General features: G+C 66.1%; 14 protein-coding genes and 1 pseudogene. 5 read left to right on the top strand and 10 right to left on the bottom strand.

Annotation, left to right across the window (positions count from 1 at the left end):
* Positions 1-810 precede the first annotated feature (810 nt).
* On the bottom strand, positions 811-2,145 hold the full coding sequence (locus EV192_RS17760) for a hypothetical protein (protein ID WP_132116545.1): 1,335 nt from the start codon (positions 2,143-2,145) through the stop codon (positions 811-813).
* 206 nt (positions 2,146-2,351) lie between these two features.
* Here EV192_RS17760 and EV192_RS57675 point away from each other — a divergent pair.
* Together EV192_RS57675 and EV192_RS57680 are read left to right on the top strand one after the other, a co-directional pair.
* Positions 2,352-2,525: pseudogene (locus EV192_RS57675) on the top strand (WYL domain-containing protein); the annotation flags it as partial.
* A gap of 18 nt (positions 2,526-2,543) precedes the next feature.
* Positions 2,544-2,897, top strand: a complete 354-nt coding sequence (locus EV192_RS57680) for a WCX domain-containing protein (RefSeq protein ID WP_481729072.1) — start codon at positions 2,544-2,546, stop codon at positions 2,895-2,897.
* 127 nt (positions 2,898-3,024) lie between these two features.
* Here EV192_RS57680 and EV192_RS17770 read toward each other — a convergent pair whose 3' ends face one another.
* The 3 genes from EV192_RS17770 to EV192_RS17780 are packed head-to-tail and all read right to left on the bottom strand — an operon-like array spanning position 3,025 to position 6,230.
* Positions 3,025-5,568 carry an AfsR/SARP family transcriptional regulator gene (locus EV192_RS17770; protein ID WP_132116549.1) on the bottom strand — a complete coding sequence of 848 codons (2,544 nt, stop codon included), beginning with the start codon at positions 5,566-5,568 and terminating at the stop codon, positions 3,025-3,027.
* A gap of 18 nt (positions 5,569-5,586) precedes the next feature.
* Entirely contained in the window at positions 5,587-5,817 is a 231-nt protein-coding gene (locus EV192_RS17775; RefSeq protein ID WP_132116551.1) for a hypothetical protein, read from the bottom strand.
* Positions 5,814-6,230 carry a hypothetical protein gene (locus EV192_RS17780; protein WP_132116553.1) on the bottom strand — a complete coding sequence of 139 codons (417 nt, stop codon included), beginning with the start codon at positions 6,228-6,230 and terminating at the stop codon, positions 5,814-5,816. Before EV192_RS17780 ends, EV192_RS17775 begins: the two co-directional genes overlap by 4 nt.
* A 155-nt stretch (positions 6,231-6,385) precedes the next feature.
* Here EV192_RS17780 and EV192_RS17785 point away from each other — a divergent pair, with 155 nt between their 5' ends.
* Positions 6,386-6,754 (top strand): DUF3459 domain-containing protein, encoded by a 369-nt coding sequence (locus tag EV192_RS17785; protein WP_132116555.1) that lies wholly within the window; start codon positions 6,386-6,388, stop codon positions 6,752-6,754.
* 630 nt (positions 6,755-7,384) lie between these two features.
* On the opposite strand, the gene EV192_RS17790 is transcribed toward EV192_RS17785, so the two are convergent.
* Positions 7,385-7,696 carry a hypothetical protein gene (locus EV192_RS17790; RefSeq protein WP_132116557.1) on the bottom strand — a complete coding sequence of 104 codons (312 nt, stop codon included), beginning with the start codon at positions 7,694-7,696 and terminating at the stop codon, positions 7,385-7,387.
* A gap of 714 nt (positions 7,697-8,410) precedes the next feature.
* On the opposite strand from EV192_RS17790, the gene EV192_RS17795 reads away from it, so the two are divergent.
* The gene (locus tag EV192_RS17795; RefSeq protein WP_165960432.1) at positions 8,411-8,632 is read left to right on the top strand and encodes a polyketide synthase dehydratase domain-containing protein; all 222 of its coding nucleotides are present in this window, start codon (positions 8,411-8,413) and stop codon (positions 8,630-8,632) included.
* A gap of 823 nt (positions 8,633-9,455) precedes the next feature.
* Positions 9,456-10,964: a PxKF domain-containing protein gene (locus tag EV192_RS56835; RefSeq protein WP_132116561.1), complete on the top strand. Its 1,509-nt coding sequence runs from the start codon at positions 9,456-9,458 to the stop codon at positions 10,962-10,964.
* 183 nt (positions 10,965-11,147) lie between these two features.
* On the opposite strand, the gene EV192_RS53875 is transcribed toward EV192_RS56835, so the two are convergent.
* The 5 genes from EV192_RS53875 to EV192_RS17820 all read right to left on the bottom strand — a co-directional run bounded on the left by EV192_RS53875 (position 11,148) and on the right by EV192_RS17820 (position 15,091).
* The gene (locus tag EV192_RS53875) at positions 11,148-11,645 is read right to left on the bottom strand and encodes an oligopeptide/dipeptide ABC transporter ATP-binding protein (RefSeq protein ID WP_165960433.1); all 498 of its coding nucleotides are present in this window, start codon (positions 11,643-11,645) and stop codon (positions 11,148-11,150) included.
* Complete coding sequence (locus EV192_RS55805; RefSeq protein WP_279493539.1) at positions 11,530-12,039, bottom strand: ATP-binding cassette domain-containing protein; 510 nt, start codon at positions 12,037-12,039, stop codon at positions 11,530-11,532. Before EV192_RS55805 ends, EV192_RS53875 begins: the two co-directional genes overlap by 116 nt.
* Before the next feature lie 91 nt (positions 12,040-12,130).
* On the bottom strand, positions 12,131-13,123 hold the full coding sequence (locus tag EV192_RS17810; RefSeq protein WP_132116563.1) for an ABC transporter ATP-binding protein: 993 nt from the start codon (positions 13,121-13,123) through the stop codon (positions 12,131-12,133).
* Positions 13,120-14,073 carry an ABC transporter permease gene (locus EV192_RS17815; protein ID WP_132116565.1) on the bottom strand — a complete coding sequence of 318 codons (954 nt, stop codon included), beginning with the start codon at positions 14,071-14,073 and terminating at the stop codon, positions 13,120-13,122. The genes EV192_RS17810 and EV192_RS17815 overlap by 4 nt, the downstream gene beginning before the upstream one ends.
* 7 nt (positions 14,074-14,080) lie before the next feature.
* Positions 14,081-15,091, bottom strand: coding sequence for an ABC transporter permease (locus EV192_RS17820; RefSeq protein ID WP_132116567.1), 1,011 nt, complete (start codon positions 15,089-15,091; stop codon positions 14,081-14,083).
* Positions 15,092-15,116 lie beyond the last annotated feature (25 nt).

Below are 15,116 nucleotides of genomic sequence, written 5' to 3' on the forward strand. Positions count from 1 at the left end.
GTCACCGAGACGCGCCGGCTGGCTGGACTGCTGGACTGCCCGGTCGAGCGCGTCGGCTGGTGGCTGGTGGCTGGAGTTGGCGGTGGCCGCCGGCCTCCTGCGGGTGACCGACCCCGCGCAGTCCCGGTATCAGCGCGGCGCGCTCGCCTGGACGGTGACAACCGCCCCGCAGGCCCGCGACTGGGAGCGCGCCGAGCCGGCCGCCCGATGGCGCTGTCTGCTGCGGGCCTGGCGGGAACTGACGCAGTTCCCACTGGCCACCGACGACCCCCACGGCCCGGAGGGCGACCAGCAGCATCCGGCGGCGCCGCTGCAAGAACGGCCCGCAGTCACCCAGGCACCGATGGCCCGGCGGGTGCTGCTCGACGCCGTGGCCGCTCCGCCCGCCGGCACCGGGTTCGATGTCACCGCCGCAGCCGGGGTGCTGCAGTGGCACTGCCCACGCCTGTTCCTGGATCCGGCCGGGGACCGGGTGGATCGTCTCCACGGCTGGCGGCTGGACGCCGATGTGGCCGGTCCGGCGGTGCTGGCCGAGACCGCGCTGCTCGGCATCACCGCCGACGACGGTGTTGTCACCCCGGTGGGCCGCGCGCTGGCCGCGAGCGACCCGGCCGAGTTGGCCGAGGCGCTGTTGCCCGTGGCCCGGCGGGTCCGGGTGCAGGCCGACTACACCGTCATCGCCACCGGGCTTCCCACCGTGGAGGTCGACACGCTGCTGGACAGCTGCGCCCGGCCCGAAACTGACGGGTTCGCCCGAACCTGGCGGATTGTCGGCGGCCGTGCTGGTCCCTCATGGATTCGACGCCTGATTCAGCCACGGGGTGGGTTGTTGGCTGGAGCTTGCGCGCCGAACACGAACGGCAACAGGACGGGAACCGGGACCTGGTTCTCGGAATACACTTGCAGCACGCTGTCGAAGGTATCCCTTGGGAACACGCATGGTGGATCGCCGCAGACTTCCACGATGTCCTTACTGCGCGGATAGATGTACGTCAATTCGAGGACAGCGGGCAACCCCGACTCTATGGTGAACGGCGTTGGGGAGCATTTGACCTTCGGCCACTCCGCGTTCCCGAACTTTTCCATCGTCGTAACGCATTGTTCCGGCTCCGGGAACAGGCCCTTTTGGTAGACGGTCATCGTGACAGCCGGCGGGTCGGGCAGCTCATTGGAGCCGCCAAATATGTACACCGGGGGGAATGAGTTCCTGTATTCGGTGACGAGGTAGGTGACCGGTTGACGGTCGTGGTTCTCTGGAGTCCATGTCGAATCGAGGAGCAGTGTCTGCCTGCCGACGACGTGCTCACCTTCCACGGAGAAGACCAGGTCGGCCGTTTCGTCGCCGATCTTACGCTGGTCCCATTTGATGTCAGCGCCGGACTCGAAGAGCTCCTGCGGGTTCGCTGGAGGCTGCTGGATCCAGTCCCGGGGCCGCCCCCGGAAGAAGTCCCAGATCAACTTGCCGAGCGAGTAGATGGCCAGACCGGCGGCGATGATCCCGCCAGCTGGTGGAAACGCCAGGGCGACGGCGGTGGCGGTGAGGCTGACCACAGCGACGATGCCGCTCTCGATGTCGCCGTTGGCGATGGAGTCGGCCAGCGAGAGTATGTCGCCGACCGGTGGCACGAAGCTCGCCGCCAGCGAGACCACTCCCTTGGCGTAGTCCAGGGCGGTGTTCTCCGACAGCGCACCGCCCCCGGTCTCCAACCGGCCTTCCAGGTCGGCGAACTGGCCGGTCTTGTCACCGAGTTTCTGCACCGCCGGGTTCTTGCTGGACCGGGCGATCTTGGACAGAACGTTCGCGATGTTCCGCACGCTGCGGTCCGTACGCAGCGTCTGCGCTTCCGGAACTGTCTCAGCCAGGTCGTGCAGCTCCCGCTCAGTACCCTGAAGGTCGCTCTGGAATCTCTGAACCTCGACCGCCGTCATGCCGCAGTCAGCAGTGCCTGCCTCGATACAGTGAATTTCCTCGGTCTGGTTCAGTTCCTGATCGCTGGCGCCGAGGGACGCGATGAAATTCTGCACCACCCACTCGGGTGACGGGTGGTCGTCCCGGAGCGGGACGGCGTGGGCCGGTATCGCTGGTAGGAGCGGGGCCACCAAGGTCAGCACCGCGACGACGACGGGAAGTTTCCACCGTCGCATCCTCACGATATTACCTCGCATATTAGGCGATGCTAGCGACCGGATTTCGAGAAATACATCACACGATCGGGTATTCCGCTCAAGCTGGGAGAAACTGCACTGGTGGATCGCCCGCGCATTCCAGGCGTTCTACGGCCTGTGTATCACCATCACGGTCACTGACTGGACCACGAACCTCCTGATCGGCGTCCTCGCCGGGCTGGCCTATGTCCCGCTCGCGCCGTTCGCAGAATTCCTCGCGTCCCGGCTCGGTACCTCCCTGTACCGGCCAGGCACGGCCGAGGCTCACGCTGGAACCGCACGACCTCGTCGTGTGGGCGGCACGATGGTCCCTCGTCGCGTTCGAACCGCAAGCGGACCGATGGCGCGCGATGCGAATCGACCGCCTCGAACCATGCATGCCCACGGGGAGAGCCTTCGACCGCCGCGACGTCCCGCACGGCGATCCGGTCGCGTTCGTGATGAGCACGCACGACCGCGACGACACCCCGGCGGAATGGCCATGCCGCGGGTCGGCCCTCGTCGCGTTACCCGCGCCCGTCGTCGCCCGGTTCGCCCCCGGCGGATCGACGGTCGAGCACGACACCGACTCCAGCTGCCGACTCACACTCGGCGCATGGTCATGGGCAGGGCTGGCCGGACTCCTCCTGACTTTCGACGCTGACATCACGGGCATCGAACCGGCCGAGCTCAGGCAGGCGCTGCGCTCCTTGCGCACCCGTATCGACGAAGGACTCATGCGCACTATGTGAGTTCACCGGGGATGTGTCGGGGCTGGGACTGCTGCACGGATTGGTGACAGCGCCACGGTTCACAACAAGCTCAGGCTGTCGCGTACGCGTAGCAATCGGTGGCGCTGAGATGGGCGAACTCCAGAATTCACGGTTGTGAAGACCAAGCAGCACGTGGCATGTGGCCGGTCGCGGCATTGCTGCTGCGGGTTGTCCGCTGGAGGGCGCGGGTGGTGTCGGGCGAGGGTTCGCAGTCGATGTCGGCGAGTCGGGTGCGTAGCCGGTGGTAGGCCGATCGTGCGAGGTCGTGGTGTCCGGTGTTGAGGTGGATGTGAATGAGGTGTTGGTAGAGCTGTTCGGCGTATGGGTCGAGTGTGATCCCCACAGTGAGAGCGTCAATCGCCGCTTCGACGTCGGAGGTGTTGACCAACGTGGCGAAGGCAAGCAATGCGTCGAGCGCCTGTTGGCGGAGGGTTTCGCGGGTGTCTTCTGCCCAGTCGAAGGTGACCTCGTCGAGCGGTGTGCCGGATCGACAGAGGTCGACAACACGGCGCAGAGCCTTGATGCGGCCTTCGTCGGTAGGTTCGGTACGGGCGGTGGTGATGGCGGTATCGAGGTCCCGGATGTCGCTGGCGATGAGGTCGATGTCGAGTTGGTAGCGGCCGGCGCTGAGGTTGATGAAGCGGGTGTTGATTCGGCCAGTGGCCTTCCGGAGGGCGGTGCGGGTGTGGCTGACGGCGGTGTGGATCTGGGCGCGGCTGGCCTCCGGTGAGACGTCCGGAAGGAACACTCTTGCGAGCGTCTCCGCGCCGGCGCCCTCAGGGTTGACGGCGAGGTAGGCGAGGATCTCACGGCCGAGGCTACGCAAGCCGGTGCTCAGTTCCGTGCCGCCCACTTCGACCGTGACCGGCCCGAAAAGGCGAAGTCGGACAAGTGCCGAGTCTGGGCGAGACGGTGCGAGAGGGGTCTCGTTCTCGCTCTCGGTGGTGTCTCGTTGTGGGACGGAGTCGGGTCCGCCGCGGGCGGCGGCGAGGGTGGTCAGGATGTCGTGGGCGTCGGTGGTGCTGAGGGTTTCGAGACGGGCCCCGAGAATGTCTCGGCCGATGTCTCCCTGTGTCTCGATGATGGTGCCGTCGGCGGAGACAGTGATCGTGTTCTGCCACGGGTCGAGGAGGATACCGACCATGCCGACGGTGCGACCGAGTTCCAATACGGCTCGCAATCGCGCCGTCGTGGTCGTGTGCGGGGTGGCGAGGATCAGATAGGTCGGCAGGGCTTCAGTGGGGTCCGCGTCGCGGTAGGAGCTGAACACCTCCGACCGGGTGTGTTGGTGGGGATGGCCAGGTTGGCTTGTGAGGTGCATCCGGCGGGCGAGTTCGGTCTCGGCAAGGTTCAGGGCCTCGTCGACGTCGTCGATGCGAGTGACGCCGGGGACGGTCGTCAAGATGTTCGAGGTGGAGAGCCAGTGGGCGGTGGTGTCGCCGATGATGAGTAGCTCAGCGGACGGGCTGGTGTCGGCCACGACCAGGAGTTCAGCCGGGTAGAGGGCGTCGTCGGCGAGTACGGCGGCGATAGCCGCCCGGACGCACTGCGGTGACCCGTCGCCGGTGATGCCGATTCCGGCGAGGCTGGTGAGGTCGATCTCGGCGCTCGTGCCGTCCGTGGCGTGGACGGTGAGATGTGGTGTCGATGGTGGCCAACGCGTTGAACGTGGCGCGGTCGGCGGGGAGGTGGCAGCGGCAGCACGTTCGAGTTGTCGCACGACCGGTGGGATCGGCGGCACTGACTGGCGGTGGTGGAGGGTTCCGGTGAGTCGGCGTTGCCTGCGGCGACGTAGCCGGAAGGTGGTGGCCGCGGCGGCGATCAGCACGGCGAAAGCAATGCCGACAAGGGCGCCTGACGGCAAGTGGACCACGGTGGGTGGCGAACTGGTGTGTTGGTTGACTGTTGGAGGTGGCACAGGCTGTGACTGGGGTGGGTTCTCGGTCACGACCGGCGCGGGCGGCGGCGCCGGATTGCGGTTGACGACTGGTGGGGCTACGTGCGGGACGCAGCCGTCGTCGTCGGTGATCCACAGTGTCCAGCCGGGCAGGAGTGTGTCAGGGTGTGTCCAGGCCCGGCCGTCGGGTTGGGTGCGGTATTTGTTGGTGTGCCAGAGTTTCAGCCATGCGTTGGGGTCGCCGCATTCTCGCGCGGCGATGATGGAGGCGGTGTCTCCAGGCTGGACATCTACTGTCCGACCGGATGGCTGAGTCGCCGGGAGGCCGGTGGCGTCTGGCGGGAGCAGCAGGACGTCGCCGGGATACAGCTGGGCTGGGTTGGGGATGCGGTCCTTGTTGAGGTCTTCGATTCCCTTGTGGCGTGCGCCGTCGCCGAGGTGGGCTTGGGCGATGCCCCACATGGTGAAGCCATGGGCGACGGTCAGCCGTGGGCAGTCCGGCCGCACTGAGGGGTCTATCCACGTCCGGCTGGACGTGGGAGCGGTGTTGGTCGGCCGGGGCGGGTGGGGTTGAGCAACTGCGACCCGTGAGGGCGTGACCGTCGCCGCCGACGCAGTACCGGACAACAGAAACACCAGAACGGCACTTACAAGCCCAGCAATCCAGTACCGCGGGTTACCGACGGAGAACCGATGCTGCGCGACCAGTACGGCGCCGTGCCGGACCTGGATGACGACTTCGACGAACACCATCCACGCCAGGGCCAGCCACTAAGACCACAGGACAAGTAGAACTGCGACCCGGAACAATGACCCGTCATAGTAGGCGAAGCGGATTACCTGCCAGACCTGTGCTGGCCAGTGGCTGATTTCGGATACCTGGGGCCACTGGCTGGGGATCAGTTGGCGTGGGTCGGCGCCGAGGCTGAGCATGCCGATCGGCATGCCGATGACCAACGCCAGCAGGAGCAGGCCGGCGAGGAGTCCTCGGCGGGTCGTCACGGCAGACCTCCGGTGTCGCGGGTGCCGACGCCGAGTTGCGCGGTCGCGGTACCAGTAACGTGGTAGCGAGCGTGAAGAAGTCCAATCCGTGCTGGTTCGTCAAATGTGACAGTCACATGGACGGTTCGGGTTCCGTCGATGTCGACGCTGCCGGGCGTCCTCGCTTGGGCGAGATAGTCTCGCGCGGCAGCGACTGCGGCGCGCGCGTCGACGGTGATGCTGCCGCCACGGGTATCCACCGCGGACACTGCGGCGCGTGCCGCCTCGGCCGCGATCGCGTCTGCTCGCGAGATCGCCCGCATCCTGCCAGTGCCGTCAACCACTACGGCAAGGACCAACAGTGCCGCACTGAAGAAAATTGCGGCCATCACACTGATCGACCCACGATCGTCCAGCCCGTGTCCGGTGTTCATTGCCGACCCCGGTATAGGTCGAGTGGGCTGACGAACGAGTCAGACAAGGTCGGGAATCCGGGCAGAGCGCAGGTCACGTGGACGCGGACCGAGGCCGGTTGGCCGACGGGCACGTTGAACCCGGATGTGTCTATCGTGACGGTGGTTTGATCCCGATGCCCTGGTCTGGTGACGCAGCGCCGTTCGGCTTCACACACGAGCCAACCCGCACGTGGTTGCCGCAGCCCAACTGGTCGGCGCTCACTGTCGAGACACAGTCGGCCAAGCCGGACTCGATGCTCAATCTCTACCGCGAGGCATTGAGACTGCGACACGGGCATCCCGCGCTCGGCGACGGCGACCTGGAGTGGCTCGACCAAGGCGACGACGTCCTCGTGTTTCGGAGGGAGCCGGACTTCCTGTTCGCGTTGAACCTCGGCGACGAGACCGTTTCCCTGCCACCGGGGTACCGTATCCTGCTCGCCAGCGGACCCGTGCCCGACGGTTCGCTGCCCACCGACACCGCCGTCTGGCTCACCTCTTGACCCGCAACTCCAGGCAGTCCGCGATCCAGTCCAGGCCATAGACACCCGCACTTGCCGGGACCACGTCCCTTACCCTGCCCACGTCCGCTTCTGCCCCTTATCGGTCGTTCGTGAACGCGGCGTTTGCCAATCGCCAGCGCGATAACTTGTTCCAGTTCTACACTGCTGTCGGTGCCCCACGACTGGCCACGTGGCGATCCCACGACGGTGGCAGGCGACACCCAACGATCCCGACGGCCATACATCATGACCAGGCCTCGCCACGAACGTCGCGACCGACAAGATGTCCCTGAGCTTCGCGAATCGCCACGCGACGACGGTCGAATCCCGGATGACAGGCGATCTCGGACACGGGACCATAGCCACATGACCGACTCGGAGTCCACACCGCACAGACAACGAGACCGACAGGCGATTGAGCACGTCACTGGCCAGCCACTTCCCACGCAGTGACCGGCTGACGCCCTCGCCCCCGGCAGCCGAGTCACGGTCATTCGCGACCCGCACTGAGACAGATCACCTCACGCCGAGCGTGGGCACCCAGCAACACCATCAGTGCCTGATGTACAGGGCTGTCCACTTCGACTGGGCCACCGGCCTCCGGTAGCCACACCTGCACTCCCAGTGCGTTCAGCCGGGCCACCACCTTCCGGAACTGATCACCATGGAAGGCGCGCTCGTACTCCCCCACCACGACCACCGACGTGACCAGCCCTCGTCGAAGAATTCGACCACCACCTCGCCGAAGCCCTCGACCAGTTCGTCTGACACCGCCCGCTGCCACGCCCGCGACATCCGCGGATCCTGATACTCGCTGGTGAACATCCGCCCGTAGAACGCAAACCGCACACCTCCACCAGCCGCTTGACCAGACCGTTGCGTCGATCGGTGCCGGCGGGCCGCGACGGCCTCCACGAACCGCAGGCCAGTCAACCCCGCCATCTCAAACTCCTTCCACCTGTGCAGAGCCGAGACCGCCGTAGACCGATCCTGGTGACGGCAGCAGGTCAAGCACCACCCGAACACACAAGCCCTGACCGCACTACCGACTTTGAAGCATCGAGGTTCACAGGGGTATGGGCGGTTGCCAGGTAAGGAAGGCGTCTATGAACTCGGGTGCGTAGGACGGGAGTGGTCGACCCGTAACCATGTCCGGGTGGCGATGAGCCTGCGCATGACCGCGGAGGTGTGGCCGCCGAGGTTTGTCCCAGATCGGCGCCATCGGTCCGCGCAGTTGCTGCGCCCCTGGTCGGGGTTGGTAGCAGGTCATGACCGCGATCAAGATCCGGCCCGAACCCTTACCCGTCACCTGGATCACGGGTGTATGTCCACTCGAAGCCCAGGCACGGGCCTGGGCTGGTCTCAACGTTCCGGCCACCGCAGCGTCATCGCGTTCCACCACGCGAAGGACGGGCACCTGGGGAACTGATTCAGCTTGGCCTTCGGACACAGGCGGCCCTTCCGAGGCCAACGCCTCGAACTGTGCCGCTGTGCTGGCTGGTCGAGCAGATCACCATCGCCTTGAGCGCGCCCCTCCGTCCGCCTGGGATGCGAGTGAGCAGGGCGTGGACGCTGGGGTAGCGAGCATGCGACAGCTCTGTCAGCCGGGCGGTGGTCACCGCACCGGAGCCGGTACGGTCCAGCAGCCGTTCGGTGGTGCGCAGGTCGCTCCACGCCCGGGCACCGGACGAGGTCACCTCGGCCGAGCACTACACACGATGTGACCGGCTGGGACTGCACTACGGCCACGCCTTCCAGGTGCTGCGACACATCCGGGTCGGCGCGGGCGAGGTCCTGGCCGAGTACCGGCTGCCACTCCGCCGGTTGTGGATTCACGTGTTGTTGTTTCCGCACAAGAATGACATGTTCCGGCGGTAAATGATTATATACTTTGACAGTTCTGGCAGATATGACGGAAAGAGTGGCTCCTCGCTCGCCACCGTGCCTCGTTCTCAGTCCGGGTTGAGTGTTCGGACGAATCTGGTTTCCGTGGCGGACTTTCCGAGCACATTGGGGACAGCGGCCCTACTACCGAGATCCTTACGTGCCCGGCACGCAGTCGCTTGGGCACGGCGTTCAGAGGGCGCTCCCGGTTGTCCGGCGTATGCAGTGAACGTGGCGGGGAAGGTGATGCCACCCCGCGTTCTGGACCATCCACCCTGTCGGCTGAGGTTATCACTGCCGAGTCTCGACGTGCGATTGTTGTCACTCGGCCAGCCCCGGAGTCTGTCGACTGGCCTCGGGCGGGTTCAGGTTGTCAACGGCCTGGAGCTGTTCGTTATAGGTTTTGGTGCACACGGTCCGGTTCCTGGAAACAGTTCTCTACTGCTTTGGGGTGCATCTCTACCGGCTTGGGTTGCGACATCCGTATGACAATTTCGACTACCTGACATCACCCACACGTGTGTTTGCGGGAGAAATTTCTGCGGAACGTTGACAGCGGCTTTGCGCCGGAGGAGTGTGGTGCACCGGTCGACCCCGAACCAGCGCGCCGATTGGGGACATCAAGAAACAGCCGAACCGGTTTTGATTGCCAGCGAGGAAACTGGTGAATCATCCGACCGGCGTCCCCGAAGTGTCATGCCGCGTTGCGCCGACCGTCCCGCGGGCCACGGGCCCGAGAGGGCAAACCGAGCGTCCTGTCGCGTCGATTGCGGCTTCAGCCAAGAAGACCGCCGATGGGCCGCCGAGGAGGAAACCCATGATGGTGCAACAGGTTCAGGGCGGGCACAAAGCCCACGCGGACCGGCCGGGCCGGCGTTGGTCGCCACGGCGACTGGCGACGCTCGCAGCCGGTAGTGCGCTGGCCGCAGTGGTGTCGGTGGTGGCGGCCGTGCCCGCCCAGGCGGCATTCCCCGGCGACAACGGCAAGATCTACTTCGTGGAGTCCAGCACGATATTCTCGATGAATCCGGACGGTTCCGGGGTCACCACAGTCACCAGGGGGCTGAATTCCAGCGCCCCCCGGGTGTCCGCGGACGGGACCAAGGTCGCGTTCCTGAAGTACGCCGGAGGCCCCAACTTCCAGGTCCACACCATGAACCCGGACGGCACCGGCGTCACCCAGCTCACGTCCGGCGCCGGGGCCGACGGTCGGTCGCTGGCCTGGTCCCCGGACGGCACCAAACTCGTCTACCGGCCCGGCGGGACGCTGACGGTCATCAACGCCGACGGCACCAACCCGGTCTCGCTGGGCGTGAACGGCTCCGAGCCCAACTGGTCCCCGGACGGCACCAAGATCGTCTACAACGCGTCGGGCGCGATCAACACCATCAACCCCGACGGCACCGGGCAGACCACACTGGCCAGCACCCCAGGCGTGACCTACTTCGCCCCGAACTGGTCCCCGGACAGCACCAAGATCACCTTCACGGCGTTCAGCTTCGACCCGTTGGGCAACCACGTGTTCACGATGAACGCCGACGGGAGCAACCAGACCAACATCAGCACCGAAAACAACGACAGGGCGTCCGTGTGGTCCCCAGACGGCACCAAGATCCTCTTCGGGGACAACGACGGGCTGCTGGTGATGGACCCCGACGGCACCAACCGCACGCGGATCCACACCAACACCATCGCCCCCGCCCAGAACGGTGACTGGGCCGCCATCCCGGCCCCGACACCCACAGTCACCGCCGTGAACCCGGCCTCCGGCCCGACAACCGGCGGCACGATTGTGACGATCACCGGCACCAAGTTCACCGGCGCCACCGCCGTCGCCTTCGGCACCACAGCGGCGACGTCGTTCACGGTCAACAGTGACACCAGCATCACCGCCACCGCACCCGCCGCCACGGCCGGACCGGTGGACGTCACCGTCACCACCTCCAGCGGAACCAGCGCCACCAACCCCGCCGATCGCTACACCTACACCTACGCCTTCACCGGGTTCTTCCCGCCGGTGGACAACCCGCCGGCGGTCAACACCCGCAACGCCGGCAGCACCGTCCCGGTCAAGTTCAGCCTCGGCGGCAACCAAGGACCAAGCATCTTCCCGCCCGGATCCCCGGCATCGCAGCAGTACGACTGCACCACCGGGACTCCGATCGGCGCGCCGCAGGCCACCACCGGATCCCTGAACTACGACACCGGCAGTGGCCGCTACCAGTACACCTGGCGCACCGACGCGGCCTGGGCAGACACCTGCCGCCACCTGCAGGTCACCCTCACCGACGGCACCACCCACACCGCCGACTTCAAGTTCCACTAACCACACAAGCACCAGCCCGCGGCGGCACCCACTCGACCAACGAGAAGGTGCCGCCGCACCGCCGGCATCGCGTCATGCGGTTCGGCGGGGCGGATGTGGGTGTGTACGTCGATCAGGCCGAAACAATCGGAGTGGTCGCGGGTCCCCTGGACGGCAGTGATGTGACCGTCGCGGATTGCCAACTCAGGAATGGGCCACGCTCTGCTGTTCATATTGAAAGCACGCCGCCTGCTGATCGTCGGCGCCAATTTGGACCAGTTTCGGCATGGTCGTCGTGCAGATGTCCATTCGGTACGGGCAACGCGCTGTGAAGGGGCAACCAACGGGCGCGGAATGTCCGCTCGCGGCGTTGTCCGGCAGCGTGATGGTGCCTTCCCATTTCATGTCGATCCGCGGGATCGATGCGACGAGCTGTTGCACGTAGGGGTGACGTGGCTGGGTGAGCACAGATGTACCCACGCCATGCTCGACGGTGTGGCCCTGGTACATCAGGAACGTCTCGTCGCTGATCTGATGCGCGGTGGCCAGGTCATGGGTGATGTAGAGGAAGGAGATACCGTGCTCGTCACGCATTGTTCGCATGATCTGCAAGATCATCGAGCGGAGCGAGGCGTCGACCATGGAGACTGGCTCGTCGGCGACGATCAGTTCCGGTTTGAGTAGGTAGGCGCGGGCCATCATGATCCGCTGCCGCTGCCCGCCGCTGAGCTGATGGGGATACTTTGTGCAGCACCTCCTCGCCGCTCAGCGACACGACCGCCAGTGCCTCCTCGACCAGCTCCGACCTGGCCGCCGATCCTTTCGCCAACCGGAAGTTGCGCAGCACGGTGTCGAACGTGTGACTCACCCGGTAGTACGGGTTGAAGGTTCCGTACGGGTCTTGGAACACCGCCTGGACCTGCCGGCGAAACTGCTTGCGATCGGCGCGGCTCAGGCGTGCGATGTCGTGCCCCTTGAAGGTGACGGTGCCTTCGGTCAGCGGCAGGAGTCCCAGAACCGCTGCGGCCAATGTGGACTTCCCGCTGCCGCTCTCGCCGGCGATCGTGACGATACGCGGCCGCCCGGCTGGGATCACGAGGGTGAAGTCCTTCAGTGCGGTGAGTTCGTCGCCGGAGCTCGACCGCCTCGGGTACCGCTTGGTCGCCCCCGCGATGTCAAGGAGGGGATCAGCCATCGTGAACCTCCTCCAGTGGTTCGTTGAAGTGGCAGTGCGAGAGATGGTCGTCGCCGATGTGTACGGCCACAGGCGGCGTGTCCCGGCACAGGTCGGTCACCTCGGGGCAGCGGCCCTGGAAGATGCAACCGTTGGGCGGGTTGCGCAGATCGGGCATCCGGCCCTCACCGGTGATGGTCGTCGTCGACCTGCCCAGAGCCGGGACAGCCTCGATCAGCTGCCGCGTATAGGGGTGCCCGGGGCGGGCGAAGACCTCCGTGGTCGGTCCGAACTCGACGATCCGGCCGGCGTACATCACCGCGACCCGATCGGCGAGTTGGGCCATCAGCCCGATGTCGTGTCCGATGAGGACGATCGACACGCCAAGCTCTTCCTTGATACGCAGGAGAGTCTGCGCGACGACCCGCTGGACGATGACATCGAGAGCGCTCGTCGGCTCGTCCGCGATGATCAGTTGCGGACGCAGCGACACCGCCATGGCGATACACACCCGTTGCTTCATACCACCGCTGAGCTGGTGCGGGTACAAACCAAGGACCTCGGACGAAAGACCGACCGACGTCAGACACTCGCGCGTGCGTTCCGCCAGTTCACTCTTGGCGATTCTGGTGCGGCTGTGGGCGCGGATCACGTCGACGAGTTGGGCGCCAACCCGCATCACCGGGTTCAGCGAGTTCTGTGCTCCCTGCGGGATGAACGCGACCGTCGACCACCTGGCGCGCCGCAGTTGCTCGCCGCTCAACGCGAGGAGGTCGACCCCGTCGAGCAGTGCCGTGCCGGCGTGCACCCGACCAGGGGGCTGCACCAACCGCAGCAGTGCCATGGCCGTCGTCGTCTTGCCACAGCCAGACTCGCCGATGAGCCCCACCAACTCGCCTGGCCGTACATCGAAGTCGATGCCACTGACCGCTTGTACGGACCCGCGGGCGGTGTGGTAGCGGACATCCAGGCTCCGCACCTGCAGGCGCGGCGCGACGGGGCTCATGAAGCCCTCCGCAGTCGCGGGTTGGCGACCCGGTCGAGGCCGAGCATCACCGCGAGCAGCGCCAGGAAGATCACCATCAGCGTGACGACCGGCGTTCCCCACCACCACCACATGCCCCGGAAGATGCCCGACCCCTGCAGCGCGTTGGAGATCATCGACCCAAGGCTTGGGTACCGGGACGACGCGAGCCCGAGTGCCTCCAGCCCGGTCACCGCCAGAATGACGCCCGACACCGTCTGGGCGAAGGTGGCCGCGATGTAGGGCAGCATGTTCGGCAGCATTTCCCGGAACATGATGCCGATCGAGGACGTGCCGGACAGCCGCGCCAGCGACACGTATCCCCGTTCCCGCAACGTGAGTACCTGGGCTCGCAACACCCGAGTCGGGATCGGCCACGCGAACAGGGCCATGACCAGTCCCAGGCCGAGCACACCGAGGTTGGTCACGTAGCTGGCGACCACGACGAGCACGGCCAGCCCGGGGATCGAAATACCGACATCTGTGATCGTCCCGATCACCGTGTCCACCCAGCCACGCAGCAACCCCGCGGTGAAGCCGAGCACGATGCCCAGCGCCACCCCTATGCCGGCACCGATCAGGCCGACGTCGAGCGTGCGCGGGACGCCGACGACGATGCTGGCGAGGATGTCGCGTCCCTGCCCGTCCGTGCCCAGTGGATGCCCTCCGGAATTGGCTGTGAACCCCTGCACGGCGTCCGCCGTCATGCCTGTGGGCACCATGCCGACCGGTGCCGCACCGACCAGCGCGTCCTCCGGGTTCACCAGAAGCGGCCCGAACCACTGCATCAGGAACAGCACCACGAGCACGCCAAGGCCGATGAGCAGCGCGCGGTTCAGCCACGGATTGTCCCCACGCGGCCGTCGACCCGGCTCGACGCGCGGCGCGGCGGCCGGATCGAGCGCCGGTCCGCCCGAGGTGGATGCCACCATCGTCTTCTCACTTTCGCGTGTAGGAGATGCGCGGGTCGAGGAAGGGATAGACAAGGTCCAGCACGAAGGTGGACATCGCAACCCCGAGGATCAGCAGGTAGGCGATTCCCTCGATGAGCGAGTAGTCGTTGGCGAGAACCGCCTGGAACAACATGTTCCCCAGGCCGGGATAGGCGAACACGGTCTCCACGACCACCACACCGGCGGCCACTGTGCCCAGCGCCAAGCCGAGCGACGTCGCCTGGGGCAGGATCGCGGCGCGAACACCGTAGTGGAGGAAGATCGACCGGGAACGCAGGCCCTTCGCCTCCGCGAGCACCATGTGGTCCTCGGCCGCGGTGGTGATCATCATGCCCCGCATCCCGAACGCCCACCCGCCCATCTGGACCAACACGACGGACAGCAGGGGCAGCACGGAGTGGCGGAGCACGCTGCCGATGAACGGCATGTTGAATCCGGCCACGACATCGGAATCGTAGGCTCCGGCGAACGGGAGAACCGGCCACAGTTGCGCGAAGAAGAACAGCAGAACGATGCCCACCATGAACGACGGCAGCGAGGAGAAGACCAGGAAGGAGCCCAGCACCCGGCGAACCCAACGTGGTGTCCGCGCCCAGCCGAGCAGCGCGCCGATCGTGGTCCCCAGGACGAACGAGATCAGAGTGGCGGCGATGACCAGGCCGAACGTCCATGGGGCCGCAGTGGAGACCATGCTGCCGACCGTCGTCGGAAATTGCGACAACGATCTCCCGAAGTCAAAGGTGATCGAGTTTCGCAGATAGTCGAGGTACTGGACCAGGACCGGCTTGTGGAGGCCGAACCGCTCGGCGTAGCTGTTGGCGATCGCGGCGACGTCCGCGCCACCACCGCCGCTGGTCAGCAGACGTCCGAGGATTGCCTCTGTCGGGCTGCTCGCGCCAAGCCTGGGTATGGCGAACATGAGGGTCAGGCTGATCCACACGGTGAGTACGAGCCGCACGGCGCGGCCGCCCACATACCTAGCGCTCAACCGCGGCATCGTGGCTCCTCGGACCTTTCTGGCG

Origin of the sequence: Actinocrispum wychmicini (genome assembly GCF_004345645.1) — a bacterium.
In the GTDB taxonomy this organism is placed as follows: domain Bacteria; phylum Actinomycetota; class Actinomycetes; order Mycobacteriales; family Pseudonocardiaceae; genus Kibdelosporangium; species Kibdelosporangium wychmicini.